This window comes from Streptomyces sp. NBC_00513 (genome assembly GCF_041431415.1).
Lineage (GTDB): Bacteria > Actinomycetota > Actinomycetes > Streptomycetales > Streptomycetaceae > Streptomyces.
Genome location: NZ_CP107845.1, coordinates 6,530,013 through 6,556,206 on the forward strand (window position 1 = coordinate 6,530,013; position 26,194 = coordinate 6,556,206).

At 72.2% G+C, this 26,194-nt stretch carries 23 protein-coding genes; 12 read left to right on the forward strand and 11 right to left on the reverse strand.

The window, feature by feature from the left end:
- The first annotated feature begins 131 nt into the window (after positions 1 to 131).
- Complete coding sequence (locus OHA84_RS29750) at positions 132 to 962, forward strand: SAM-dependent methyltransferase (RefSeq protein WP_053676982.1); 831 nt, start codon at positions 132 to 134, stop codon at positions 960 to 962.
- A gap of 134 nt (positions 963 to 1,096) precedes the next feature.
- On the forward strand, positions 1,097 to 3,247 hold the full coding sequence (locus OHA84_RS29755; protein ID WP_053676985.1) for a bifunctional diguanylate cyclase/phosphodiesterase: 2,151 nt from the start codon (positions 1,097 to 1,099) through the stop codon (positions 3,245 to 3,247).
- 291 nt (positions 3,248 to 3,538) lie between these two features.
- Here OHA84_RS29755 and OHA84_RS29760 read toward each other — a convergent pair whose 3' ends face one another.
- Entirely contained in the window at positions 3,539 to 4,615 is a 1,077-nt protein-coding gene (locus OHA84_RS29760; RefSeq protein WP_266968919.1) for an FAD-dependent monooxygenase, read from the reverse strand.
- A 125-nt stretch (positions 4,616 to 4,740) separates the two neighbouring features.
- On the opposite strand from OHA84_RS29760, the gene OHA84_RS29765 reads away from it, so the two are divergent.
- Positions 4,741 to 5,382, forward strand: coding sequence for a TetR/AcrR family transcriptional regulator (locus OHA84_RS29765; protein ID WP_266952194.1), 642 nt, complete (start codon positions 4,741 to 4,743; stop codon positions 5,380 to 5,382).
- A gap of 428 nt (positions 5,383 to 5,810) precedes the next feature.
- On the opposite strand, the gene OHA84_RS29770 is transcribed toward OHA84_RS29765, so the two are convergent.
- The gene (locus OHA84_RS29770; protein WP_053676204.1) at positions 5,811 to 6,689 is read right to left on the reverse strand and encodes a LysR family transcriptional regulator; all 879 of its coding nucleotides are present in this window, start codon (positions 6,687 to 6,689) and stop codon (positions 5,811 to 5,813) included.
- 94 nt (positions 6,690 to 6,783) lie between these two features.
- On the opposite strand from OHA84_RS29770, the gene OHA84_RS29775 reads away from it, so the two are divergent.
- From OHA84_RS29775 to OHA84_RS29790, 4 genes are all read left to right on the forward strand, one after another.
- Positions 6,784 to 7,488 carry a succinate dehydrogenase gene (locus tag OHA84_RS29775; protein WP_053676203.1) on the forward strand — a complete coding sequence of 235 codons (705 nt, stop codon included), beginning with the start codon at positions 6,784 to 6,786 and terminating at the stop codon, positions 7,486 to 7,488.
- 2 nt (positions 7,489 to 7,490) lie between these two features.
- Complete coding sequence (locus OHA84_RS29780) at positions 7,491 to 9,452, forward strand: fumarate reductase/succinate dehydrogenase flavoprotein subunit (protein WP_266968915.1); 1,962 nt, start codon at positions 7,491 to 7,493, stop codon at positions 9,450 to 9,452.
- Entirely contained in the window at positions 9,449 to 10,189 is a 741-nt protein-coding gene (locus tag OHA84_RS29785; protein WP_266952202.1) for a succinate dehydrogenase/fumarate reductase iron-sulfur subunit, read from the forward strand. Before OHA84_RS29780 ends, OHA84_RS29785 begins: the two co-directional genes overlap by 4 nt.
- A 173-nt stretch (positions 10,190 to 10,362) precedes the next feature.
- The gene (locus tag OHA84_RS29790) at positions 10,363 to 11,010 is read left to right on the forward strand and encodes a histidine phosphatase family protein (RefSeq protein WP_266968913.1); all 648 of its coding nucleotides are present in this window, start codon (positions 10,363 to 10,365) and stop codon (positions 11,008 to 11,010) included.
- A gap of 32 nt (positions 11,011 to 11,042) precedes the next feature.
- Here the strand turns inward: OHA84_RS29790 and OHA84_RS29795 are convergent, their stop codons facing one another.
- A complete protein-coding gene (locus OHA84_RS29795) occupies positions 11,043 to 13,469 on the reverse strand; it encodes an excinuclease ABC subunit UvrA (RefSeq protein WP_266968911.1) in 2,427 nt (808 codons plus the stop codon).
- 79 nt (positions 13,470 to 13,548) lie between these two features.
- Positions 13,549 to 14,538: an LLM class flavin-dependent oxidoreductase gene (locus tag OHA84_RS29800; RefSeq protein WP_266968909.1), complete on the reverse strand. Its 990-nt coding sequence runs from the start codon at positions 14,536 to 14,538 to the stop codon at positions 13,549 to 13,551.
- A 202-nt stretch (positions 14,539 to 14,740) separates the two neighbouring features.
- Between OHA84_RS29800 and OHA84_RS29805 the strand changes: the two genes are divergently transcribed.
- Positions 14,741 to 15,238 (forward strand): hypothetical protein, encoded by a 498-nt coding sequence (locus tag OHA84_RS29805; protein ID WP_266952208.1) that lies wholly within the window; start codon positions 14,741 to 14,743, stop codon positions 15,236 to 15,238.
- A gap of 78 nt (positions 15,239 to 15,316) precedes the next feature.
- Here the strand turns inward: OHA84_RS29805 and OHA84_RS29810 are convergent, their stop codons facing one another.
- Entirely contained in the window at positions 15,317 to 15,532 is a 216-nt protein-coding gene (locus OHA84_RS29810) for a dodecin (RefSeq protein ID WP_053676197.1), read from the reverse strand.
- Positions 15,533 to 15,694: 162 nt separating this feature from the next.
- Between OHA84_RS29810 and OHA84_RS29815 the strand changes: the two genes are divergently transcribed.
- The 3 genes from OHA84_RS29815 (at position 15,695) to OHA84_RS29825 (ending at position 18,970) form a co-directional block, all read left to right on the forward strand.
- On the forward strand, positions 15,695 to 16,957 hold the full coding sequence (locus OHA84_RS29815) for an extracellular solute-binding protein (protein WP_053676205.1): 1,263 nt from the start codon (positions 15,695 to 15,697) through the stop codon (positions 16,955 to 16,957).
- A gap of 175 nt (positions 16,958 to 17,132) precedes the next feature.
- The gene (locus OHA84_RS29820; protein ID WP_266968906.1) at positions 17,133 to 17,951 is read left to right on the forward strand and encodes a GNAT family N-acetyltransferase; all 819 of its coding nucleotides are present in this window, start codon (positions 17,133 to 17,135) and stop codon (positions 17,949 to 17,951) included.
- Positions 17,948 to 18,970, forward strand: coding sequence for a 1-acyl-sn-glycerol-3-phosphate acyltransferase (locus OHA84_RS29825; RefSeq protein WP_159041288.1), 1,023 nt, complete (start codon positions 17,948 to 17,950; stop codon positions 18,968 to 18,970). The genes OHA84_RS29820 and OHA84_RS29825 overlap by 4 nt, the downstream gene beginning before the upstream one ends.
- On the opposite strand, the gene egtD is transcribed toward OHA84_RS29825, so the two are convergent.
- Genes egtD through egtA form a run of 4 tightly spaced genes read right to left on the reverse strand, consistent with a single transcriptional unit; the run spans position 18,853 to position 23,196 of the window.
- Positions 18,853 to 19,827: an L-histidine N(alpha)-methyltransferase gene (egtD, locus tag OHA84_RS29830; protein ID WP_266968904.1), complete on the reverse strand. Its 975-nt coding sequence runs from the start codon at positions 19,825 to 19,827 to the stop codon at positions 18,853 to 18,855. The genes OHA84_RS29825 and egtD overlap by 118 nt on opposite strands.
- Positions 19,824 to 20,582: an ergothioneine biosynthesis protein EgtC gene (gene egtC, locus OHA84_RS29835; RefSeq protein ID WP_266968902.1), complete on the reverse strand. Its 759-nt coding sequence runs from the start codon at positions 20,580 to 20,582 to the stop codon at positions 19,824 to 19,826. Before egtC ends, egtD begins: the two co-directional genes overlap by 4 nt.
- Positions 20,582 to 21,895 carry an ergothioneine biosynthesis protein EgtB gene (gene egtB, locus OHA84_RS29840; RefSeq protein WP_266968900.1) on the reverse strand — a complete coding sequence of 438 codons (1,314 nt, stop codon included), beginning with the start codon at positions 21,893 to 21,895 and terminating at the stop codon, positions 20,582 to 20,584. Before egtB ends, egtC begins: the two co-directional genes overlap by 1 nt.
- A complete protein-coding gene (gene egtA / locus OHA84_RS29845; RefSeq protein ID WP_053676341.1) occupies positions 21,892 to 23,196 on the reverse strand; it encodes an ergothioneine biosynthesis glutamate--cysteine ligase EgtA in 1,305 nt (434 codons plus the stop codon). Before egtA ends, egtB begins: the two co-directional genes overlap by 4 nt.
- 123 nt (positions 23,197 to 23,319) lie before the next feature.
- Between egtA and OHA84_RS29850 the strand changes: the two genes are divergently transcribed.
- Positions 23,320 to 24,180, forward strand: coding sequence for a TIGR02452 family protein (locus tag OHA84_RS29850; RefSeq protein WP_266968898.1), 861 nt, complete (start codon positions 23,320 to 23,322; stop codon positions 24,178 to 24,180).
- 68 nt (positions 24,181 to 24,248) lie between these two features.
- On the opposite strand, the gene OHA84_RS29855 is transcribed toward OHA84_RS29850, so the two are convergent.
- Both OHA84_RS29855 and OHA84_RS29860 read right to left on the reverse strand, forming a co-directional pair.
- Complete coding sequence (locus tag OHA84_RS29855) at positions 24,249 to 24,725, reverse strand: type II toxin-antitoxin system PemK/MazF family toxin (RefSeq protein WP_266968896.1); 477 nt, start codon at positions 24,723 to 24,725, stop codon at positions 24,249 to 24,251.
- Positions 24,722 to 26,164 (reverse strand): amidase, encoded by a 1,443-nt coding sequence (locus OHA84_RS29860; RefSeq protein ID WP_266968894.1) that lies wholly within the window; start codon positions 26,162 to 26,164, stop codon positions 24,722 to 24,724. The genes OHA84_RS29855 and OHA84_RS29860 overlap by 4 nt, the downstream gene beginning before the upstream one ends.
- Positions 26,165 to 26,194: the final 30 nt, after the last annotated feature.

A 26,194-nucleotide genomic window follows, 5' to 3' on the forward strand; every position in this document is an offset into this window, starting at 1 on the left:
AAGAACGGATCGCCAATTTCCGCTTTTGCTCGCCCCGTTGGGCAATGATCAGTACATTCGGCTCGGACAGGAGTCCGACCCCCGGGCGGACCCTCGACGGACCACGGCACGACTACCGCTTGGAGACCCCGATGGAGCGCCCCGCCTGGGCCCCGCCAGGCATCGACATATCGGTGCCGAGCGTGTCCCGCATCTACGATTACTACCTGGGCGGCTCGCACAATTTCGAGGTCGACCGCCAGGCCGCCCGGCGCGCCATGGAATTCCTGCCGGGCCTCCCCAAGATCATGCAGGCCAACCGGGCATTCATGCGGCGCGCCGTCCGACACGCCGTCTCCGAGGGCGTCACCCAGTTCCTCGACATCGGCTCCGGCATCCCGACCTTCGGCAACGTCCACGAGATCGCCCGAGCCGCCAGCCCCGAGGCGCGCGTCGTCTACGTCGACCACGACCCGGTGGCCGTCGCGCACAGCCAGGCCGTCCTGGCCGGGGACGAACTCACCGGAGTCGTCGCCGCCGACCTGCGCAAACCGCAGGAGATCCTCGCCGCCCCCGAGGTCGGCCGACTGATCGACTTCGAACGCCCGGTCGCACTGCTGCTCGTCGCCGTCCTGCACTTCCTCGAGGACTCGGACGACCCGTACGTCGCCGTCGCGCAACTGCGCGACGCGCTGGCCCCGGGCAGCCTGCTGATCCTCACCCACGCCTCCTACGAGGGCATCCCGCTGTCGCAGGAGGTCGCGGGCGGGGCGGTCGGTGTCTACCGGGACATCCGCAACCCGCTCGTGATGCGCGACCACCAGGAGATCAGCCGCTTCTTCGACGGCTTCGAGTGGGTCGAACCCGGCCTGGTCTCCATGCCGGACTGGCGCCCCGACCGCGCCGACTCGCCGGCCGACGGCGACACACCGGAGGACCCGTACGCCTTCTCCGGCTTCGGCGGCGTGGGACGCAAGGCGTGAGACTCCCGGCTCCGACCCCGCACTCCGCCACCCCGGCCCCGGCCCTCCAGTCGGGCGCCGGGGCCGGGAAGCACCCGAAGGAACCCCCGAGCGAGGACAAGCCACCGCCCGGCCCGCGCGCGGGCCGGGCGGCCGTGGGAGAGCTGCGGAGCGGGTTGGAGGACCGGATCGCGCGCTTCGCGACGATCTGGGGGCGCGCCATCTTCCCGGTCACCGCCACGTCGCTGACCAGGCCGGAGTTCGAACGACACCTCGTCCCGCTCACCCGTACCCTCACCGAGGCACTGCACGCGCGCCCCTTCGACGCGGCCATCGCCCAGCGGGTCGGCGCCGAACTCGTCGCCGTGCACTGCACCGACCCGGAAGCCCTGGCCGGGACCCTCGGCGTGGTCGAGTCGTACCTCGTCCTGTACTGCGGCCCGGACGGCGCCGGAGTGGAGGGCACCGAGGAGTACCGGGCCCGCTGCGCCAGGCTCCAGCACGGCATCGCTGCCGGATTCGCCCGGGCGCTGCGCGAACGCACCCTCAAGGAGCAGGAGGCCATCGCCCGCTCCGCCCTGACCGCCCGCATCGACGCCCAGAAGGCCCTGCACGCCAGCGAGGCACGCTTCCGGGCCGTATTCGAGGGCGCCGCGATCGGCATCGGCATCGCGGACCTCCAGGGCAACGTGCTGGAGGTCAACGACACCCTGCTGCAGATGTTCGGCGGCCTCGAAGGACACGTCCGGGGCCGCAACGTCAGCGATTGGGGCCACCCCGACGACACCCCGCACGTCTGGCGGATGTACGGCGAGCTGGTGCGCGGGGAGCGCGAGCACTACCGGGTGGAGAAGCCCTATTACCGGCACGACGGAACGGTGCTGTGGACCAACCTGACGGTGTCGCTGTTGCGTGACGCCGAGGGACGGCCGCAGTACCAACTGGCCCTCATGGAGGACACCACCGAGCGCCGGCTGCTCAACCTGCGGCTGCGCTACGAGGCCACTCACGACGCCCTGACCGGCCTGCCCAACCGGACGCTCTTCTTCGAGCGCCTGGAGAAGGCCCTCAACGGGGCCGGTGGCAGCCGCTTCGGCCTGTGCTACCTGGACCTCGACGGCTTCAAGGCGGTCAACGACAGTCTCGGACACTCGGCGGGCGACCGACTGCTGGTGGAGGTCGCCGACCGGCTGGAGAGCTGTGCGACCGGGCCCGGCGAGGTCGTCGCGCGCCTCGGCGGCGACGAGTTCGTCGCGCTGACCACCGGGTCCGACACCGAGGAGAAGGTGACGGAACTGGCGGTCCGCATCCTCTCCGCGCTCTCCACCCCGATCCGGTTGGAGGGTCGGGAGCTGACCGTCCGGGGCAGCATCGGCATCGTCGAGGGCCCGGCGGGCGAACGCACCCCGGCGGAGGTGCTGCGCAGCGCCGACATCACGATGTACCGGGCCAAGGCGGCCGGCGGGAACCGTTTCGAGTTCGCCGACGAGGAGGCCGACGCCCGCGCCATCACCCGCCACGGGCTGACCAACGCCCTCCCGGCGGCGCTGGAACGCGGCGAGTTCTTCATCGAGTACCAGCCGCTGGTGCACATGCACGACGGCAGCGTCCACGGCGCGGAGGCCCTGGTGCGCTGGTCGCACCCGCAGTACGGGGTACTCGGCCCGGACCGCTTCATCCCGCTGGCCGAGCGCACCGGACTGATCGTGCCCCTCGGCCGCTGGGTCCTGGAGGAGTCCGTCCGACAAGCCTGCAACTGGCAGCGCCAGTACGGCGGCTCGGCCCTGCGGATCAACGTCAACCTGTCGCCGACCCAGCTCCACCACCCCGGCCTGGTCGCCGACACCGTCCGGGTCCTGGAGGCCTCCGGGCTGGCCCCGGGCGCGCTGTGCCTGGAGGTCACCGAGTCGGCGTTGATCGGAGCCGACGACGAACTCCTCGAACCGCTGCGCCGGCTCGCGGCACTCGGCGTGGACATCGCCCTCGACGACTTCGGCACCGGCTACTCCAACCTGGCCAACCTGCGCCGCCTCCCGGTCAGCGTCCTGAAGCTGGACCGCTCCTTCACCCAGGGGATGCAGCACCAACCGGCCAACCCCGTAGACGTCAAGATCGTCGAGGGGATCGTCGCCCTGGCTCACAGCCTCGAACTCGCCGTGACCGTCGAGGGCGTGGAGACCGGGGCCCAGGCCGCCCAACTGCGGGACCTCGGCTGCGACACCGCGCAGGGCTGGTACTACGCCCGCCCCGGCGCCCCGGATCGCATCCACACGCTCTCCCTCTCGGACGCGGTCCCCACTCCCTGACGCCCGCGCCGCCGGGCGCCGCAGGCCCGGCGGGATCCCATGAGACGCCCCACCTGGGAGACGCCCCACCTGGGCTTCCCCGCGGCGGTGTCGGTCGTACGGCCTGTGCCTCTCCCCCCCCGTGTTGAGCGGTGCGGGGAGCGCCGCGGGGCCGTTGTTCCGGGGTTGGGCGGTGGGCGGGGCGGGGGGTGCTGCGGGGCCGCTGCGGGGCCGCCGTTCCGGGTTCGGGTGCCGGGCGGGGCGTGAGCGGGACACGACCGCCGGGGCGCCGCCGGCGGATCGCGGGGAAGGTCAGCCCCGGCCGGTCTCCGTACCGTTGCCCGCCGTGCGCACTGCGGCCAGCACCCGTCGGTGTCGTCGGACGGTCTCGGTCAAGACCTCGGCCGCCGCCGGAAGTCGCTCCGCCTCGTATGCGCCGAGAGCCCCCTCTCGGGCGGGTCCGGGCTCTTCGTCGAGGGCCGCAGCCAGTGTGCGGGCCAGCGCCGCCGCGTCTTGGATTCCGGTGTTCATGCCCAGCCCTCCGGCGATCGGTTGGACGTGGGCCGCGTCCCCCGCGAGGAAGACCCGGCCCTGGCGTATCCGGGTTGCCATGCGAACGTTGACCCGCCAGGTCGACAGCCAGGTGGCTTCCCCGAGTCGTATCCCCGGCATCCGGGCGTGCCGGTCGAAGAGCCGCTGAAAGCTCTCCAACGAAGGTGGCAGCGGCCGGCCGTGCTCGTCGCGCTCCCGGGAGGCCTGAAGCTGGAAGGTGTCCGTCTCCGGGATCGGGCAGAGCATCATGACCCCGCCGTCCGAGGTGAACCACTGGTGCCAGACGTCCCGACCGAGCCCCGGTGCCGTCACGTCCCCGATCACCATCGCCTGTTCCTCCTCGCTCGTGCCCTCGAAGGGGATCCCGAGGAGGGTGCGGGTCGTGCTGCGTCCGCCATCGCACCCCGCGAGATGACCGGCCCGAATCACCCGGCCGTCGGACAGTTCCGCTTCGACCCCGGCGGTGTCCTGACGCACGGCCGTGAGCCCGGCGCCGTACTCGACGTGCACGCCGAACTCGGCGAGCCGGTCGCGCAGCACCGACTCGATCTGCCACTGGCCCATGAACAGGAACTCGGGGACGGGGGTGTCATTGACATGGGCGCCGTCGAAGTACTTGCGGAACGTCAGGTTCGGAATGCCGACGGCCGCCAGTCGCCCGGCGACGCCGAGGTCCGTCATGACCTTGAGGCCGTCCTGGTTCAGGGACTTGCCGCGAGACTCGTGGTGCGGCGAGGTGCGCTGGTCGATGACCCGCACGGAAACGCCGCGGCGTGCCAGGTCGCAAGCGAGCGTCAAGCCGGTCGGGCCGGAACCCGCAATCAGAACGTCGGTCATCGGATGTCCTCTTGTCGCTCTCGTCGCCGTTTGTCGTCGATGACTCAAGGAAAGCGGCTCCGAAGCGAAAAAGCAACCCGGTTAAATATTTGACTCGGTCACATCTTGTGTGTACGTTGTGTGACATGGAAAACACGACAGGTCTCCGCGAGAGCAAGAAACTGCGCACCCGCCAGAGGTTGGCGACCACGGCGCTGGAACTCTTCCTGGAACGAGGCTTCGACGCCGTTTCGGTGACGGATGTCGCCGCCGCGGCCGAGGTCTCCAAACCCACCCTGTTCCGGTACTTCCCGAGCAAGGAGGATCTGATCCTCGACCGCTTCGCGGACCACCAGGACGAGGCGGCGCGCATCGTGCGCGACCGGGAGGGAGGTCAGACCCCGGTGGGCGCCCTGCACGCGCACTTCCTGGCGGGTCTCGCGGAGCGAGATCCGATCACCGGCCTCTGTGACCATCCGAACGTCCTCGCGTTCCAGGGGCTGCTGTACTCCACGGCGAGCCTGGAGAGCCGTATGGCCCACTACACGGCCCGTGAGGTGGAGCTGCTCGGGGAAGTGCTGGAGGGGGAGTCCGTCGCGCCGCTCGCCGCCCGGATGGCGGCCACGCATCTGGTGGCGGTACGTCAGGGGTTGGGGCGGGCGAACTGGGCCCGTATCGCCTCGGGTGTGAGTGCGGACGACGCCTACGCGGCTGCCGTCACCGAGGCCGACCAGGCCTTCGGGATGCTGGCCGAGGGCCTCGACGCGGCCCTGTCCAGACGCGTCTGAGCGAACCGCCGCCCCGGCCGTGCGTCCAGCCCCCGGGTCCGTAGGCTGTCGCCCCCCGGTCGTGCGTCTCGCCCCCCCCGGGTCCGTGGGCTGTCGCCCCCCGGTCGTGCGTCTCGCCCCCCGGTCCGTGGGTCGTCGCCCCAGGCTGTGCGTCTCGCCCCGGCCTCGCCCCGTCGCCCCCGGTCGTGCGTCTCGCCTCCCGGCCTCGCCCCGTCGCCCCCGGTCGTGTGCCGTCGATCCACCGTCGTCTGGGTTCGAGGGCGCTCGTGCCGGACGCCTCCCCGGCCCCGCATGGGACCCGCCCCGGGCCCGAGCCGCCCCCGGCCCCGCATGGGACCCGCCCCAGGCCCGAGTCGCCCCCGCGCCCCGACGGCGGACCGCCCCCGGCCCTCGACAGCGGACCGCCCCCGTACCCCGGCGCGAGCCGGTCAGTTCAGCAGCATGCGCTTGAGTTCCCGGGCCGCGCGGGGTGGGGCGACGTCCGTGCGGTGGGCCAGGGCGATCGTGCGGCGCAGGGGTGAGCCCGCCAGGGCGGTGGCGCGCAAACCGGGGCCGCCGTGGGCGACCACCATGGCCGGTACCACCGCGACACCCAGACCCGCCCGGACGAAGCCGAGCACGGCGTCCATCTCGCCGCCCTCCACCGTGAAAACCGGCTCGAAGCCCGCCGCCCGGCAGGCCGCAACCGTCAGGTCGCGCAGGTCGTAGCCGTGTCGGAACATCACCATCGGCTCGTCCCGCAACGCGGAGATCGTCAGCGGCCCGCCTCCCGCCGGCGGCGGAAGGTCGGCCGAAGAGACCACGACCAGGTCCTCCGTCAACAACTCCATCGTGGTCAGGGCAGGCGCCGACGGCGGCAGCGGCAGCGAGACGAGAGCCAGATCCAAGACCCCTCGCGCCAATTCCCGTACGAGGTCCAGTGAGCCGCTCTCCTCGATCAGCAGCTCGATCCCGGGGTGGGCGGCGTGGAAGGCCCGCAGTACGCCCGGCAGCAGCCCCGTGCACACGCTCGGCGTGGCCCCGAGCCGCACCCGCCCGCGCCGCAGCTGCGCCAGTTCCTGTACCTCCAGCCGTGCCGTGTCGGCGTCCGCGAGGATGCGTCGGGCCAGCGGCAACAGGGCCTCGCCCGCGTCGGTGAGCGCGATGTTGCCGCGCGCCCGACTGAAGAGCTCGGCCCCCAGCTCCCTCTCCAACGCTTTGATCTGCTGGGAAAGCGAAGGCTGCGCCACGTGTTCACGCTCTGCCGCGCGGGTGAAATGCCGGGTCTCGGCAACGGCCACGAAGTACACGAGCTGCTGGAACTGCATCGCCCCAGGGTAGCCCTTGTATAGGGAATCCCTATCGACATCAGCTTCACCATGTCTTGGACCTTTCGGGACCTTCGTCCCTACCGTCGATGTCATGGCATTGGCAACCCGGACGGATCGACGGCCGTCCACCCCGCGCACGCTCTGGGACTCCACCGTCGGCAAGAAGTCCGTGATGGCGGTCTCCGGGCTGATCATGCTCGGCTACCTCGTCGTCCACATGCTCGGCAACCTCAAGATCTTCTTCGGCGCGGACGAGTTCAACGGCTACGCCCACTGGCTGCGCACGCTCGGCTCCCCGTTCCTGCACCACGAGTGGGCCCTGTGGATCATCCGCCTCGTACTGGTCGCCGCCGTCGTCGCCCACGCGGTCTGCGCGTACCAGCTCAGCCGCCGCGACATCAAGGCGCGCCCGGTCAAGTACGCCCACAAGCGCCGGCGCGCGAGCTATGCCACCCGCACCATGCGATGGGGTGGAATCATCCTCGCCCTGTTCATCGTGTGGCACCTCCTCGACCTCACCACGCTCACCGTCAACGAGCGCGCCTGGGCCGGCCACCCCTACGAGAACGTGCTGTCCACCTTCTCCACCTGGTACGGCAACACGATCTACATCGTGGCGATGGCGGCCCTCGGTCTGCACGTCCGCCACGGCTTCTGGAGCGCCGCCCAGACCCTCGGCGCCGGCAACGCCCGGCGCGACCGGACCCTGAAGTTCCTGGCCGACGCCCTGGCCCTCGTTCTCTTCGCGGGCTTCGTGTCCGTCCCCGTCGCCGTCATGACCGGAGTGGTGAGCTGACCATGAGCACCCCCTACGCCGACTACGCCCTCGGCGACCCGATCGCCGACACCAAGGCCCCGGAAGGTCCGATCGCCGAACGCTGGGACCGCCGCCGCTTCGAGGCCAAGCTGGTCAACCCGGCGAACCGCCGCAAGCACACCGTCATCGTCGTCGGCACCGGTCTGGCCGGCGGGGCCGCCGGCGCCACCCTCGCCGAACAGGGCTACCACGTCGTCCAGTTCTGCTTCTCCGACTCCCCGCGCCGCGCCCACTCCATCGCCGCGCAGGGCGGCATCAACGCCGCCAAGAACTACCGCAACGACGGCGACTCCGTGCACCGCCTCTTCTACGACACCGTCAAGGGCGGCGACTTCCGCGCCCGCGAGTCCAACGTCCACCGCCTCGCCCAGATCTCCGTCGAGATCATCGACCAGTGCGTCGCCCAGGGCGTCCCCTTCGCCCGCGAGTACGGCGGCCTCCTCGACACCCGTTCCTTCGGCGGCGTCCAGGTCTCCCGCACCTTCTACGCCCGGGGTCAGACCGGACAGCAACTGCTGCTCGGCGCCTACCAGGCGCTGTCCCGACAGATCGCCGCCGGGAACGTCGAGATGCACGCCCGCACCGAGATGCTCGACCTGATCACGATCGACGGCGTGGCCCGGGGCATCGTTGCCCGCGACCTGATCACCGGCACGATCGAGGCCCACTACGCCGACGCGGTGGTCCTGGCGAGCGGGGGCTACGGCAACGTCTTCTACCTCTCCACCAACGCCATGAACTCCAACGCGACGGCCGTCTGGCGGGCGCACCGACGCGGCGCGCACTTCGCCAACCCCTGCTTCACGCAGATCCACCCCACCTGCATCCCGCGCACCGGTGACCACCAGTCGAAGCTGACCCTCATGAGCGAGTCGCTGCGCAACGACGGCCGGATCTGGGTCCCCAAGGCCGAGGGTGACACCCGGCCCGCCGCCGACATCCCCGAGGAGGAGCGCGACTACTACCTGGAGCGGATCTACCCCTCTTTCGGCAACCTCGTGCCCCGCGACATCGCCTCCCGCGCCGCGAAGAACGTCTGCGACGAGGGTCGCGGCGTCGGCCCCGGCGGACAGGGCGTGTACCTCGACTTCGCCGACGCGATCCGCCGCATGGGCAAGGACAAGGTCGCGGAGAAGTACGGCAACCTCTTCGACATGTACGAGCGGATCACCGCGGAGAACCCGTACGAGGTGCCCATGCGGATCTACCCCGCCGTGCACTACACGATGGGCGGACTCTGGGTCGACTACGACCTCCAGACGACCGTCCCCGGCCTGTTCGCGATCGGCGAGGCCAACTTCTCCGACCACGGGGCGAACCGCCTCGGCGCCTCCGCGCTGATGCAGGGTTTGGGCGACGGCTACTTCGTCCTCCCCTCCACCATCAACGACTACCTCGCCCGCCGCCACGCCGAGGGCGACGGCGACGTGTTGGACGACCACCACCCCGAGGTCGCCGCGGTGCTGCGCGAGACCCGCGACTGCCTGGCCAAGCTCCTCGCAGTCGACGGCGACCGGACCCCCGACTCCTTCCACCGGGAGATCGGCGAACTCATGTGGGAGTACTGCGGCATGGCCCGCACCGAAGCCGGTCTGCGCAAGGCGCTGGCCCGCATCCCCGAGATCCGCGAGGAGTTCTGGAAGCGGATCAAGGTCCCGGGCAGCGGAGCCGAGTTCAACCAGTCACTGGAGAAGGCCAATCGCATCGTCGACTACCTGGAACTCGCCGAGTTGATGTGTCTCGACGCCCTCCACCGCGCCGAGTCCTGCGGCGGGCACTTCCGCGAGGAGTCCCAGACCCCGGACGGCGAAGCCGCCCGCCGCGACGAGGAGTTCGGATACGTGGCCGCCTGGCAGTACCAGGGCACCGGCGCCGCACCCGTCCTGCACAAGGAAGACCTCGTCTTCGAGTACGTCCACCCCACCCAGCGGAGCTACGCATGAGGCTCACCCTGCGCGTCTGGCGCCAGCGCAACCCCGAGACCCCGGGCGCCATGGCCTCCTACGAGGTCGACGGCATCTCCCAGGACATGTCGTTCCTGGAGATGCTCGACACCCTCAACGAGGACCTCATCCTGCGCGGTGAGGACCCGGTCGCCTTCGACCACGACTGCCGCGAGGGCATCTGCGGAGCCTGCAGCCTCGTCATCAACGGTGATGCCCACGGACCCGAGCGCACCACGACCTGCCAGCTCCACATGCGTTCCTTCGCCGACGGGGACACCATCGACGTCGAGCCCTGGCGGGCCTCGGCCTTCCCGGTCGTGAAGGACCTCGTCGTCGACCGCAGCGCCTTCGACCGGATCATCCAGGCCGGCGGCTACATCACCGCCCCCACCGGCGCCGCCCCCGAGGCGCACGCCACCGCCGTGCCCAAGCCGGCCGCCGACCACGCCTTCGAGCACGCGGAGTGCATCGGATGCGGGGCGTGCGTGGCCGCCTGCCCCAACGGCTCGGCCATGCTGTTCACCTCCGCCAAGGTCAACCACCTCAACGTGCTGCCGCAGGGCTCGCCCGAACGCGAGACCCGCGTCCTCGACATGGTGGCCCGGATGGACGACGAGGGGTTCGGCGGCTGCACCCTGACCGGCGAGTGCGCCACGGCCTGCCCCAAGGGCATCCCGCTGCCGTCGATCGCCGCGATGAACAAGGAGTGGCTGCGGGCGGTCCGCAAGGGCTGAACGGCGCCGTGTGAACCCCCGTACGAGCGCCCCCGGGCCGGTCCGGGCCGACCGGGCCCCGGTTCCCCGGCCTGGGCCGATCGGCTGAGCCGATCCGCCGACCGGGCGCTCGTACGGGCCGTACGTCGCGCCGCGCCCCGGCGGCGTGCGGCGCGTGGGGGACAGTGGGCCCCATGCCAGAAGCCCCCGTCGGGACCGGACCGCGCCGCCGCACCGTGTTGGCCGCCGCCCTCGCCCCGCTCGCGGTGGCCGGCTGCGCCTCCGAGGAAGCCACCGGCCCGGCGCCCGGACCCCAGGCCCTCGCCAAGGACGCCGTCGTGATGGTGATCCGGCACGGGGAGAAGCCGTACGCCGGGGACATCGGCGAGGACGAGGACGGCAACGAGGACCGCGGATTCCTGGCCGGCCGGGGATGGCGCCGCGCCGAGGAACTGCACCGGCTCTTCCCACCGAGCCGCGGCTCGGTGCTGCCCCGACCGGCGGCCGTCTTCGCCACCGGCGGCAAGCCGCCCGCCCCGGCCCGCTGCAAGCAGACCGTCGAGGCGCTGGCCACCGCGCTGAAGACCCCCGTCCGCACCGAGTTCGGCGTCGGCGCCGAAGCGGGCCTGGCCCGCGCCGCCCTGGCCGCTCGGATGCCCGTGCTCATCTGCTGGGAGTACGCGGGCATGCCCCGACTCGTCCGCGCCCTCGGCGCGCACCAGGTCCTCGGGGTCCCCGCGATCTGGCCCGACCGCTACGACCTCGTCTGGGTCTTCACCCGCCGCCGGGGCGAGTGGAGCTTCCGCGAACTCCCGCAGCAACTGCTGCCGGGCGACGCCTGAGCCCGTCCCGGTGCCTGCCCGGGAGGCGGATGTCAGCTCCCGCCCTCGGAGCCGAGTGCCCGCGCCAGGTAGCCCGCCGTGACGCTGCCGGGCGTACGGGCCACCTCGCGCGGGGTTCCCGACGCGATCACGCGGCCGCCCGCCGCACCACCGCCCGGGCCCATGTCGAGGACCCAGTCCGCGCCGGCCACCACCGCCATGTCGTGTTCCACGACCACCACCGAGTGACCGGCGTCCACCAGGCCGTGCAACTGCCGCATCAGCACCCGCACATCGGCCGGATGCAGTCCCGTGGTCGGCTCGTCCAACAGGTACAGGGTGTGGTCGCGGCGCGAGCGCTGGAGCTCCGACGCCAGTTTGACGCGCTGCGCCTCCCCGCCGGACAGTTCGGTCGCCGGCTGGCCCAACCGCAGATAGCCCAGCCCGATCTCCTCCAGTGCCCGCAGGCTGCGGGCCGCCGCCGGGACCTCCGCGAAGAACCCCGCCGCGGCCTCCACCGTCAGACCGAGCACCTCCGCGATGTTCAGACCCCGGTAACGGACCTCCAGCGTCTCGGAGTTGTAGCGGGCGCCCGCGCACTGCGGGCAGGGGGCGTACGTACTCGGCAGGAACAGCAGCTCCACCGACACGAAGCCCTCGCCCTGGCAGGTCTCGCAGCGGCCGCCCGGCACGTTGAAGGAGAACCGGCCGGCCTTCCAGCCGCGCGCCTTCGCCTCCTCGGTGGCCGTGAAGAGCCTGCGCACCACGTCGAACAGCCCCGTGTACGTGGCCAGGTTGGACCGAGGGGTCCGGCCGATCGGCTTCTGGTCCACCTCCACGAGGCGGCGTACGGGAAAGTCCTGATCGGTGAGCCGCCCGGACACCTCCTCGGCGAGCGCCTGCCCGACGAGCGTGGACTTCCCGGACCCGGACACGCCGGTGACGGCGGTGAACACCCCCAGCGGGAACTCGGCGTCCACACCGCGCAGGTTGTGGCGCCGTACCCCGCTGAGTCCGATCGTCGCGCCTGCGGTGCGCGCCGGCCGGGGCGCGAAGGGCTCTTCCGTCCCGAACAGGGCCCGCGCGGTCGCCGATTCGGCCACGTCGGCCAGTGCGGCCGGCGGCCCGCTGTGCAGCACCCGCCCACCGTGCTCGCCGGCCGCCGGCCCGACGTCCACCAGCCAGTCCGCGTGGCGCACCACGTCCAGATGGTGTTCGACGACGAAGACGGTGTTCCCGGCCGCCTTCAGCCGGTCCAACACGCTCAACAGGGCTTCGGTGTCGGCCGGGTGCAGCCCCGCCGACGGTTCGTCCAGGACGTACACCACCCCGAACAGGCCCGACCGCAACTGAGTGGCCAGCCGCAGTCGTTGCAGTTCGCCCGCCGACAGGGTCGGCGCGGTGCGGTCCAGGCTCAGGTAGCCGAGTCCCAACTCGGTGACGGGGTCGATGCGCGACCGCAGGTCCTCGATCAGGACCCGGGCGGCCTCCCCCTGCGAAGGCGTCGATGTCAGCACCTCGTCCAGGTCCGTCAGCGCGAGCGCCGCCGCCTCGGCGATCGTGCGGCCCGCGAAGGTCACCGCCAGGGCCTCGGGGCGAAGCCGGCGCCCCTCGCACACCGGGCAGGGCGCATCGGTGAGGAACCGCTCCGCCCGAGCCCTGAGGGTGGCGCTCTTGCTGTCGGAGAAGGTCCGCATCACGTACCGGTGCGCGCTCATGTACGTGCCCTGGTAAGGCCGTTGGATGCGGTCCGCGTCACGCACCGGGTGCACGGTCACCACGGGCTGTTCCCGCGTGAACAGGATCCACTCGCGGTCCTCGGCCGCCAACTCCCGCCAGGGGCGGTCGACGTCGTACCCGAGCGCGTCCAGGACGTCCCGCAGGTTCTTGCCCTGCCAGGCGCCCGGCCAGGCGGCGATGGCACCCTGACGGATCGACAGGGCAGGATCCGGTACGAGGAGTTCCTCGTTGGTGTGGTGGACTCGGCCCAGTCCCTGACAGGAAGGGCAGGCGCCCGCGGTCGTATTGGGGGAGAAGGAGTCGGAGTCGAGCCGTTCGGCGCCGACGGGGTAGGTGCCGGCGCGCGAGTACAGCATCCGCAGGGAGTTCGACAGCAGGGTCACCGTCCCCACCGAGGACCGCGAGCCGGGCGAGGAGCGCCGCTGCTGCAACGAGACGGCGGGCGGCAGGCCCGTGACGGAGTCCACCTTCGGGGCGCCGATCTGGTGGATCAGCCGGCGGGCGTAGGGTGCCACGGACTCGAAGTACCGACGCTGGGCCTCGGCGTAGAGCGTCCCGAACGCCAGGGAACTCTTTCCCGAGCCGGAGACCCCGGTGAAGACGGTGAGCGCGTCGCGCGGGATGTCCACGTCGACCCCGCGCAGATTGTGCTCCCGGGCCCCCCGGACCCGTACGCAGGGGTCGTGGCTCGGGTTCGGGGGGTCGGGGGCGTACGGGTCCGGGGCGGGGGAGTGGTGCATTCGCCCCACTTTAGTGCGGCGGAGCCGCCGCGGCCCGCTCCCGCCCGCCCCGACGATCACAGGCGCGTGCGGTGTCCGCTCAGAGCCCCGCGAGCCGGGCCAACCCCGCGAAGGAGTCCAGCAGGGCCGTCCGGTCGTAGGTGGAGGTCGTGACCAGCAACTCGTCCGCCTCCGTCGTCCGCGCGACCTCGGCCAGCTCCGCCGCGACCCGCTCCGGAGTCCCGTGGATGTGTCCGACCAGCGCGCCTTCGTACAGCTCACGCTCCTTCGGGGTCATCTCCAGCGCCTCGATCTCCTCGGCCGGCCGGAGCGGAGGGAAGCTGCCCCGGGTGCGGGAGTACGCGAGGGACCAGGCTTCGGGGATCAGGATCCTGCGGGCGGCCTCCTGCGTCTCGGCGACCGCCACGGTCCCGGAGACCACCACGTACGGCTCCGCGCCCCAGGCGGACGCCCGGAACTCCTCGCGGTAGCGGTCCACGACCTCGGCCACCTTCGCCCGGCCCCGCAGGTCCCCGACCACCATCGGCAGTCCGGCCCGCGCCGCGATGCCCGCGCCCTCGCCGGTGGCCAGCACGTACGGGGCGATCGGCAGGCCCTCCGCCGGCCGGGCGTGGACCTGGGGGTGGGCGCGTTGGGTTCCGTCCAGCCAGCCCAGCAGCTCGGTCAGCTGCTCCTCGAACAGGTCGGCGTCCTTGGTGTCCCGCCCCAGTGCCCGGCGGATGCCGTCCGTGAAGCCGACCGAGCGGCCGAGGCCCATGTCGACGCGGCCGGGGAACAGGGACTCCAGGACCCCGAACTGTTCGGCGACCAGCAGCGGTTGGTGGTTGGGCAGCATGACCCCGCCCGTGCCCACCCGGATCCTGTGGGTGGAGGCGGCCACGGCCGCGGCGAGCACGGTCGGCGCGGAGCCGGCGACGCCGGGCACGCTGTGGTGCTCCGACACCCAGAAGCGGTGGTAACCCAGTTCCTCCGCGGCGCGGGCCAGCGCCACGGTGTCGCGCAGCGCCTGCGGGGCGGTGTGGCCCTCGCGGGTCCGGGACCGGTCGAGTATCGAGATTTTTCGGATCACACCCGTGTCAACGTCGTGGAGCGAGGAGGATTCCCCGGTCCGGGAGGGCGCGAGGGGGATTGCACCGCGGGTCGAGCGCCGGCGGGTCGGCGCGGCCTGAGGCGTGGGTCTGAGGCGTGGGTCTGGGGCGCGGTCCTGAGGCGTGGTCCTGAGGCGCGGGCCTGACCGGCGCCACTTCGACGGCGGAACCTAGGCTGGTCGTATGACGCGTGAGACCGACAACCGCCGCCCGCTGGCCGTCTTCGACATCGACAACACTCTGGCCGACACCGACCATCGGCAGCACTTCCTGGAGCGGCGCCCCCGGGACTGGGCGGGTTTCTTCGGTGCGGCCCCGGCCGATCCGCCGCTCGCGCGCGGGGTGGCGCTGGCGGTGGAGAGCGCGGCCGACTGCGAGGTCGTGTACCTCACCGGGCGCCCCGAGCGGTGTCGTGCGGACACCGCCGAGTGGCTGAACCGACACGGTCTGCCGGAGGGGCGGCTGTGGATGCGCGGCAATCAGGACCGCCGTCCGGCCCGGACGACGAAGCTGGAGGTGCTGCGGCGACTCGCCCGGGGTCGGGACGTGCGGATGCTCGTGGACGATGACGAGCTGGTCTGCCAGGCGGCCCGGGCGGCCGGCTTCCGGGTGGTACTCGCGGACTGGGCGCAGGACGCGCCGGAACTGAAGTCCGCTCAGGAGGGCGAGGGCCGCACCTGAGCGGCGGGCCCCGCGTGCCGCCCGGGGCGGGGCTCGCGCCGCTCGCCGTCGATCAGGTGGCGGTTCTCGCCGACGGCTTCAGTCCTCGCCGTCGATGCGGAAGCCCACCTTGAGGCCGACCTGGTAGTGGCCGATCGCGCCGTTCTCGATGTGTCCGCGCACCTGGGTGACCTCGAACCAGTCGAGGTTGCGGATCGTCTGCCCCGCTCGGGCGATTCCGTTCTTGATGGCCTGATCGATGCCCTCCGGGGAGGTGCCGACGATCTCGGTCACCCGGTACGTGTGATTGGACATGGGGTCTCCCGATGGTGGTCGCTGTTGCCTTGTTCCAAGGTGCCCCAGTAAGTCCGGGTCCGCGAACTTTGCGCTCACCATCCCGAGCGAAAGGTCTTGACCAGCCTATTGGTCTATGCCAATTTCAAGCCATCTGAGATCCATCCCCAGAAGGTGACCCTCGTGAAGATGCGCTTCCTCGCCGTGTGCACCGTTCTCGCGGCCGCGACCGCCCTCACCGGCTGCAGTCGGATGGCCGGATCCGAAGGCGGGCCCGAGAAGGTGACGCTCTGGTTGATGAAGGGCAGCGCCTCGGACGACTTCATCGCGAAGTTCACCGCCGATTTCGAGAAGGAGCACGCCGGCATCGACCTGGACGTCAAGATCCAGGAGTGGACGGGCATCGGCGACAAGGTCAACGCCGTCCTCAAGGGCACCGCCAAGGAGAGCGCCGACGTCATCGAGGTCGGCAACACCCAGGTCGCCCAGTACGTCGAGACCGGCGGCATCTCCGAAGTGACCATGGACGGGCTGCGCGACTGGGACAGCAGGCACTGGCTCAAGGGCCTCTCCGATCCGGGAAGCGTCGACGGGGCCCAGTACGGAGTTCCCTGGTACGCCGCCAATCGGGTGGTGATCTACAACAAGGAACTCTTCGCGAACGCCGGGGTCACCACCCCGCCGAAGACCCGTCAGGAGTGGATCCAGGCGACCCGGCGGCTCGACAAGGGCGAACAGCAGGGCATCTACCTGCCCGGCCAGAACTGGTACGTCCTCGCCGGCTTCATCTGGGACGAGGGCGGCGAACTCGCGGTGCAGACCAACGGCGAGTGGGCCGGCGCCCTCGACGACGAGAAGGCCCTGAACGCCATGGAGTTCTACAAGCAGCTCCAGGGACTCGGCGACGGCCCCAAGGACGCCGACGAGGAGACGCCCCCGCAGTCCGAGGTCTTCGCGCGCGGCCGGATCGCCCAGATCATCGGCCCGCCGAGCCAGGCGGCGGCGATCGAGGCCGCCAACCCGGCCCTGAAGGACAAGCTCGGCTTCTTCCCGATTCCAGGCAAGAGCGCCGAGAAGCCCGGAGCGGTCTTCACCGGCGGATCCGACCTGATCATCCCGGAGAAGACGGCGAGTCGTGAGCACGCCGTGGACCTGATCACGGCGCTCGTCAGCGAGAAGTGGCAGACCGAACTCGCCACCACCATGAGCTACGTCCCCAACAAGACCACCCTCGCCCACGTGGTCGAGGGCAACGAGGGCGCCGCCACCATGGCCGTCGGCGCCGCCCAGGGACGAGCCACCCCGCAGTCCGCCCGATGGGCCGAGGTCGAGGCCGAGAACCCCATCAAGCCGTACATGACGGCCGCGCTCACCGGCCAGGACCCCAAGCGGGCCGCGAAGACCGCCTCGGAGTCCATCAGCCGGATCCTCGGCTCCGACCACTGAGGCGGCTCCGACACGGGCCCTGCCCCACGGCCCGCCCGCAGGCGTTCGCCGAGTTCAGCGTTCGCACATCCGGCCGCCGCTGAGCGGTCATGTCGAATCCAGCCGGTCACGGAAGAAGTAGAGGAGCCAGGCCTACCTGCCGGCCTGGCTCTCCGTGCCCGGATCAGGAGCAGCCATGACCATCGCACCCCTGTCCCCGTCCCCCCTCGCCTCTCCCGCGCTCCCCGTCACCCCGGCGCCCCCCGCCGACCGCACCGCCCCCGCCGGCCCCCGGTACACCGTCCGGCTCGCCCGCGACGAGGACGAGGTACGGGCCGCCCAGCGGCTGCGCCACCAGGTCTTCGCCGGGGAACTCGGCGCGCGCCTCGACCATGCCGAGCCCGGCCTGGACGTCGACGCCTTCGACGCCTACTGCGACCACCTCGTCGTCGTCGACGAGGAGAGCGAGCAGGTCGTCGGCACCTACCGGCTGCTCCCCCCGGAACGCGCCGCCGTCGCGGGGCGCCTCTACTCCGAGGCGGAGTTCGACCTCGGCGCGCTGGCGCCCATCCGCCACGACCTCGTCGAAGTCGGCCGGTCCTGCGTCCACCCCGACCACCGCAACGGCGCCGTCATCGCCCTGATCTGGGCCGGCCTCGCCCGCTACATGGACCGCTCCGGCCACGACTGGCTCGCCGGCTGCTGCTCCGTCCCGCTCGCCGACGGCGGGGTGCTCGCCGCCGCCACCCGGGAGACCGTCCTGCGACGCAACCTCGCCCCCGAGGCGTACCGCGTCACCCCGCACCTGCCCTGGAGCCCCGAGGGCGTCACCGTCCCCGGCCGGCAGGAACTGCCCCCGCTGCTGCGCGGCTACCTGCGCCTGGGCGCCTGGGTCTGCGGGGAGCCCGCGCTGGACGCCGAGTTCGGCTGCGCCGACCTGTACGTACTGCTCTCCCTGCGCCGGACCAACCCGCGCTACCTCAACCACTTCCTCGCGCTGGCCCCGGACGCATGAACGCCTGGCTGCCCACCGCGCCCTGCACCCCCGAGGCCTGCGCCGGCCACGAGGGACCCGCGGCGAGCGTCCCGCACGCGGTGCTCCGCCTCGCCGGCGCCGTGGCCCTCGTCCTCCTCGCCGTCCTGACCGCCGCGCCCGTACGGCTGCTCCCGGACCGCCCCCGACACGCCCTCGTACGGAGCTGGTCCGCGGCGCTGGTCGCCTCCCTCGGCATACGGATCACCGTGCACGGAAACCCCGGGGCGGGCGGCGGCCGGCTGATCGTCGCCAACCACATCTCCTGGCTCGACATCCCGCTCGTCGCCGCCGTGCTGCCCTGCCGGATGCTGGCCAAGAGCGAGATCGGCGCCTGGCCCGTGCTCGGCCGGCTCGCCGCCCGGGCCGGAACCCTGTTCATCGAACGCGACCGGATCAGGACCCTCCCCGACACCGTCGCGACCCTCACCCGCGCACTCCTCGCCGGGGACCGGGTCACCGTCTTCCCCGAGGGCTCCACCTGGTGCGGGCGCGCCCAGGGGCCGTTCCGGCGGGCCGCGTTCCAGTCGGCGCTGGACGCGGGCGTGCCCGTACAGCCGATCCGGCTCGCGTACCGGCTGTCGGGAGGCGCAGAACCCGCCGGGAGCCTCGCCGGGGCGCCCGCCTTCGTCGGGGACGACCCGCTGACGGCCTCCCTGTGGCGCATCGCCCGCGCCAGGGGGGTGCGGGCCGAGGTGTGGTTGCTGCCGCGGATCCCGCCGGGCCGGCACGAGGACCGGCGGGACCTCGCGGCGGCGGCGCAGGAGGCCGTCCACGCGCGGGCCGCGCGACCCGTACCGGCCGCGCGGCCCGTTCACACCGCGGAGCCCGTACGGGGGGCGCGGCCCGTCCGGACCGCACCCCTCCTGCCGGGCATCCCCACTCAGGCCGCCGGGCCCTGCGCCACCGACAGGGACAACGCGAAGCGGCCCGCCGCGTCCGTCCACCACTGGGTCAACTCAAGCCCGGCAGACGCCAGTTCCTCGCGCACACCCTCCTGACGGAACTTCGCGGAGATCTCCGTCAGGATCTCCTCGCCCGCCCTGAAGGGCACCACCATGTCCAGGGCCCGGATCTTCACCACCGCCTCCGATCGTGACCGCAACCGCATCTCGATCCACTCGTGTTCCTTGTTCCACACCGCCACGTGCGTGAACTCGGCGGTGTGGAAGTCCGCGCCCAACTCGCGGTCGATCACGGCCAGTACGTTCTTGTTGAACTCCGCCGTCACCCCCTGCGCGTCGTCGTACGCCGCGACCAGGACGGCCTCGTCCTTGACCAGGTCGGTACCCATCAGCAGCGCGTCACCGGGCGACAGCATCGCCCGTACGGACGCCAGGAACGCGGCCCGCTCCGGCGGCAACAGGTTCCCGATCGTGCCGCCGAGGAACACCACCAGGCGCGGCCCGGGGGAGTCGGGCAGCCGCAGTGGCCGCGTGAAGTCCGCCACCAACGCGTGGACCTTCAAGCCGGGATGCTCCGCCAACAGGGTGTCCGCCGCACCCCGCAGGGCGCTCTCGCTGACGTCCACCGGAATGTACGTCTCCAACGCGGGCATCGCCTCGATCAGGTGCCGGGTCTTCTCGGAGGAACCGGAACCCAACTCCACCAGCGTGCGGGCGCCGCTCTCCGTCGCGATCTCCCGGGCCCGCTCCAGCAGGATCTCCCGCTCGGCGCGCGTCGGATAGTACTCGGGCAACCGGGTGATGTCCTCGAAGAGTTCACTGCCCCGGGCGTCGTAGAACCACTTGGGCGGCAACTGCTTGGGGGAGCCGGTCAGCCCGCCGCGCACGTCGGCGCGCAGCGCCTTCTCCGCGGCGTTCTCGTCGAGGGTCCGGGTCAACTGGAAATCACTCACGGTCGGCTCTCCTTGAGCGGGGTCAGATCGACCCTCGTACGGGTTGCGGTCAACAGGGTCCGGTCGGGTACTTCACACCAGCGGGAGTCGTCGTCGTGCGGCTCGGAGGCCACGACCACGCGCCCGGCGTGCGGATCCGCCAGATACCAGAGGGAATCGCCCCAGGCGGTCGCGGCGATCGTGGAGCCGTCGGTCAACAACAGGTTGAGCCGTGAGGCGGGGGCGGCCGAGGCCAGGTCCCGGACGGGACCGGCGAGGGCGGCGCCGAGGTCGTCCCCGGCGCGCAGACGGTGCAGGACCAGCGCCCAGATCAGCGCCGAGTCCGTGCGCGCGGCGAGTTGCAGCAGCTCCTCCACCGGCAGCCCGGCGGCGACCGGGGCCGCCGACTCCGGCCAGTCCCGCACCGAGCCGTTGTGGCTGAAGAGCCACCGCCCGTCGGAGAACGGCGCGGCGGCGGCCTCCCCGTCGGCCCCGGGCAGCGTCGCGTCCCGTACGGCGGCCAGCACGCCGCCGCTGCGCACCACGCGGGTGAGGTCGGCGAACGTGAGGTCGCCCCAGATCGGGCCGGACCGCCGGTAGCGGGCCGGCACCGGGTCGCCCTCCGCGTACCAGCCGATGCCGAAGCCGTCGGCGTTCACCGTGCCGTTGCGCTGCCGGCGCGGCGCCCACGACTGCCGCACGAGGGAGTACTCCGGTTCGCTCAGCAGTCTCCCGAGGCTCACCACCGGCCCGAGATAGGCGAGATGGCGACACATCAGGCATCATCCCGAGCGGTGCGGAAGCCGGAGAAGATCTGCCGGCGCACCGGCAGGTCCCAGTTGCGGAACGTGCCCCGGCAGGCCACCTGGTCCACCGCGAACGACCCGCCCCTGAGCACCTTGTGCTCGGGGCCGAAGAACACCTCCGAGTACTCCCGGTAGGGGAACGCGCGGAACCCCGGGTAGGGGAGGAAGTCCGACGCCGTCCACTCCCACACGTCGCCGATCAGCTGGCGCACCCCGAGGGGGGATGCCCCGGCCGGATAACTGCCCGCGGGGGCCGGGCGCAGGTGCCGCTGCCCCAGGTTCGCGTGCGCCGGGGTCGGGTCGGCGTCGCCCCACGGGTACCGGGTGGAGCGGCCCGTACCCGGGTCGTACCGGGCGGCCTTCTCCCACTCGGTCTCGGTGGGCAGCCGGCGCCCGGCCCAGCGGGCGTACGCGTCCGCCTCGTACCAACTGACGTGCAGCACCGGCTCGTCGCCCGGCACCGCCTCGGTGACGCCGAAGCGGCGGCGCGACCACGTGTCGCCCTCCCGGTGCCAGAACAGCGGGGCCTCGATCCCGTGCGCGCGGATCTGTTCCCAGCCCTCGGCGGCCCACCAGCGGGACTCGCGGTAGCCGCCGTCCGCCATGAACGCCTGGTAGTCGGCATTGGTCACCGGCGCCGTGTCGATCCAGTACGGCGCGGTGTCCCGGGTGTGCGCGGGCCGTTCGTTGTCCAGCGACCAGGGCTCGGCGGAGGTTCCCATCGTGAACGGCCCGCCGGGCACCAGCACTTCGCTCACGGACAGCGGCGGGCCCTGCGGCGGATCCGGGTCCGGGGCGGTCAACACCGCGGCTCCCCGTCTCAGCTGATGCGTGATCAACATCGTCTCGTCGTGCTGCTGTTCGTGCTGGGCGATCATCCCGAAGACATAGCCGCCGGACAGCAGGTCCGTACCCTCCAGCGGGGTGCGCTCCAGCAGGTCGAAGACCCGTCCGCGCACCTCCGCCGCGTACCGGCGGGCCTCATCGGGCCCCAGCAGCGGCAACTTCGGCCGCTCGGACCGAGGATGCTCGAACGCGTCGTAGAGCGGGTCGATCTCGGGACGCATCGACTCGCGGCCGGCGACGTTGCGCAGCAGCCAGAGCTCCTCCATGTTCCCGATGTGCGCCAGGTCCCAGACGAGCGGGGACATCAGGGGGGAGTGCTGTGCGGTCAGGTCCCGGTCGCTCACGGTCTCGGTCAGCCCGGCGGTACGGGCCCGGGCGGCGGTCAGGGCCGCCACGGCCCGCTCGCGGAGTATCTCGGGGTGTATGTCGGTGGTCACGGGCGTGCGTCCTTCCCGGCGGGCTGCCGCTGTTCCTCTTCGTCGTCCGCGGGGCAGCGCCCGCGCAGTACGTAACGCTCGGTGAAGGCTCCGACCTCGTCCCGGACGTGCGTGCTCGCCCCCAGCCGGGGGAGTGCCTCGCCCGCCGCCAGGAAACAGGCGACGGCGGCCGACCGCAGCTCCGGGTCGGCGAGCCCCGCGCGGGCGGCGGTCCGCCACAGGGGGTTGCGGGGCGCGCTGTCGGACCCGTACGCGTCCGACAGCGCCTTCGACACCCGGTACGCGGTCTCCGCGGCCTCCGGGTCGTCGAACAGCGCGTGCACCACGGCCACCGGCACGATCCAGCCGTGCTCGCCGGGCTGCGCGTCGATCATCCGCAGTTCCAGGTGGCCGCGCGGTCGGATCGGCGGGAACAGCGTGGTCAGGTGGTACTCCAGGTCCTCGGCGGTGGGGGGCCGCGGGCCCGTGCCGGACGTCAGCCAGTCCCGGAAGGTCAGGCCGCGCGGGATCACCCAGGGCGCCCCGTCCCCGACGGACCGGACGCACATCACCTCGGTGTCCAGGGCGTGCCGGGTCCACGCGTCGCGGGGCTCCTCCTCCAGCGGCGGGGCCAGGGCGCGCCGCGCGTCGATGTCGTTCCAGATGCCCTGGCGGGCGCACCGCCAGCCGGCGTACGGGCCTTCCACGCCGGGGGAGTTGGCGAACGCCGCCACCAGGACCGCGCCCAGCAGGTGCGCGAGCCGCCAACGCCGTCCGTACCCGAGCGGGCCGGGCTCCTCGTGGCCGGCGTCCACGCAGACCTGTACGGACGCGGAGGAGCGCATCATGGCCCGCCCGGCGGGACCCGTGCGGTCGAAGTACGTCTCCATCGCCTGGTAGCGCGGGCTGTCCAGCATCCGGCGCAGGGGACGCCGGGCGTCCTGCCCGAGGCCCCGCAGTACCAGGCCCTGCCGGTGCAGGACGCCCCGTACGGCCGTGAGGTCGGCCTGAAGGTCGTCCACGCACTCCGTCAGGGAATCGGCCGGAGCCGAACTGAGCTCCAACTGGCCGCCGGGTTCGACGGTGAACCCGGAGTGCAGGGGCAGCGCGCCGGCCGCGTCGTGCGCGGCGGCGAGCCGATCGGCGGAGAGTGCGAGATCGGGCCGCTCGGCGTCCAACACCAGCCATTCGAGTTCGGCGCCGAGCACACGAGGTGGACCCGTCTTGAAACAGATGCCGTGGAGGAGCGCCTCGGCCGAGGCCTCGGTGAGGGGCTCGGGCGGGGGGTGGTGCACAGGCGGAGCAGGTGAGTCCTGGCGCATGACCGGATCCTCGTCTCCTGTCGGCGGCCGGCGCTTTCGTCGGCCGTGATGTCACCCGTGCCTACCCGTCTGCGGGCCACAAATTCCATTGCAGTTCGAGGGGCTCGACCGGAGGATTGCGGGGTGAGCAGCAGACTGCGTGAAATCGCGCGGGAGAACGCGACGATCCTTGCGGCCGGGGGGTACCGGACGCGGACGGGACGGCAGATCTCCCTGGCCGCCGCCCTGGCGGAAGCCAAGGCAGGAACCAGAATATATGGACCAAACCGTGTCATTCCATATGGAGAGCCCCTCAAAAGGGAGGGGGAGACCGCCTTCGAGGTCACGGGCGAGAGCAGTACCGTCGCCGCCCGCCGGCTCGCGACAGACGCTCCGCGGGGGGTCCGGGTCGCCGTCCTGAACTTCGCCTCGGCCCGCAATCCCGGGGGCGGATACGTCCGAGGCGCCAAGGCCCAGGAGGAAGCCCTGTGCCGCGCCTCGGCCCTGTACGAGACCCTGTTGGAGGCCCCGGAGTACTACGAGGTCCACCGCGCGGGAAAGAGCACGTTCTACACCGACCGGGTGATTCACTCGCCCGCGGTCCCCGTTTTCCGCGACGACCGGGGCCGGCTCCTGGAGACCCCCTTCCAGGCCGCCTTCCTCACCTCCCCGGCCCCCAACGCGGGCACCATCCGCCGCCAGGAACCGGAGCGCGCCCACGAGATCCCGGGCGCCCTGGCGCGAAGGGGCGAGCTGGTCCTGGAGGTGGCGGCGCTCCACGGCCACCGGCGACTGGTGCTGGGGGCCTGGGGATGCGGAGTCTTCCGCAACGAGCCCGCAGCCGTGGCCGAGGCCTTCCGGGAACTGCTCACCGGCCGCTTTGACGGCGTCTTCGAACGGGTCGTGTTCGCAGTGCTGGACCGTGAGCCCGGACCCCGCCAGGCATTCGAACGGGCGTTCGCGGGGCTGTGTGCCGAGCCGGGCAGCCCGGACCCCGGGCGCTGAACCGGCCCGCCCCCGCTCCGGGCCCGATGTCTCCATGGCGCGGGGGCGGGCGGCCCGCAGGCGCCCGGCTACCGCCAGCCGTACCGCTCGCGCAGCCGCTGCACCACCAGCTGGAAGCGGCCCCGGTCCAACGCGCACGCCTCGCGCCGCATGCCCGACTCGTGCACCCTCAGCACCCGATCCACCGCCACCCAGGACTCCCGCCCCGCGCCGTCCCACGGCCCGGTCCCGATCGGCACCCACTCCCGGTCGTGATCGTGCCGCTTGCTGGACAACTGCACGGCCAGCAGCGTGCTCCCGCCCGCCTCCCGGGCGACCACCAACACCGGCCGGTCCTTGCCCCGCCCGTCGTTCTCCTCGTACGGGACCCAGGTCCACACGATCTCGCCGGGATCCGGATCGCCGTCCTTGTCCGGCGCGTACTCGGTGCGCACCGGGCCGATGGCGCGCGGATCCGCCTCGCTGGTCGCGGTGACGCCGTCACGCCCGGGCTGCTCGACGTGACCGTTGCCGTGGTCGTTGCTCTGGTGGGAAAGTGCCGTCATTCCGGTGAGGTTACTGGTTCCGGCCACTTCGAGGCCCAGTCCTCGGCCGCCTCGACCTGGGCCGCCAGGGAGAGCAGCAGGGGCTCCGCGTGGGCGGGACCCAGCAGTTGGGCGCCCAGGGGCAGACCGTCCGGGGTGAACCCGGCCGGGATGTTGACACCCGGCCAACCGAGGACGTTCCACGTCCAGGCGTACGGGCACGCCGCGATCATCGCCCGGTCCGTCGCCAGCGCCCCCAGACCCGCGAGGGCGCCGATCCGCAACGGCGGGGTGGCCGTGGTCGGGGTCAGCACGACGTCGAAGCGGTGGAAGATCTCCCCGACCCGGCGTTGCAGCACGGCTTCCGCCCGGCGGGAGACGCGCAGGGGCACACCGCCCAGGATCCGCCCCGTACGAACGGCCTCGTGGGTGCGCGGGTCCAGCAGCGAGGAGTCCGGTACGCGGGCCGCCAGATCCCGTACGCCGCCGGTCGCGCGGGGTGCGAAGGTCAGGCCGATCGGGCCGTAGCGGGGATCCTCCTCGACGACTTCGTGCCCCAGTGACTCCAACCGTGCGGCAAGCCGTTCCACCGCCGAACGCACCACGGGGTCCAGGGACTTCGCCGTGGCGGTGAACGCCATGGCGAACGACAGGGCGATCCGAAGGCGGCGCGGTGTGCGCCGGGCCGCGTCGACGGCCGAGATGCGCGCCGGGCTGTGCAGGTCTCCGGCGTGCTGCCCGCTCGCCGCGTCGAGCAACAGCGCCGCGTCGCCCACGGTGCGGGCCAACACGCCGTTGACCGTCAGCCCGTTGAAGGACTCGGGTTCCGGCCAGGTGGAGATGCGCCCCCGTTGCGGCTTCACGCCGACCAGGTGGGTCCACGCCGCGGGGATGCGGACCGAGCCCGCCCCGTCGGAGCCGAGCGCCGCCGGGACGAGTCCCGCGGCGACCGCGGCCGCCGAGCCGCCCGAGGAACCACCGGGCGTGTAGGCGGTGTTCCACGGGTTGCGGGTGTCACCGAACGCGTGCCCCTCGGTGAACGGCCACTGGCCCAACTCCGGAGTCTGGGTCTTGCCGACGATGATCGCGCCGGCCGCGCGCAGTCTGCGTACGGCCTCGCAGTCGGCGTGCTTGGGCGGGAAGGTTCCCGCGCTGCCGAAGGCGGTCGGTTCCCCGGCGACGTCCATGTCGTCCTTGACGGCGATCGGCACCCCGAGCAGCGGGAGTCGCTCGCCGGCCGCCAGCCGTCGGTCCGCGTCGTCCGCCTCCGCGAGCGCGGCCTCGATCCGTACGACACGGAACGCGTTGAGGGCGGGCTGGGCGGCCGCGATCCGCTCCAGGGTCCGCTCCGTCAACACGCGTGCGGTGACGCTGCCTTCGGCGAGCGCGCTCACCGTGTCCGACAACCCCGCGGAGACCCGCGGGGCCGAGCCAACCGAATCCAGCGATGACGCCGACATCGGACCTCCCCCTTACCGATCGGTAGGAAC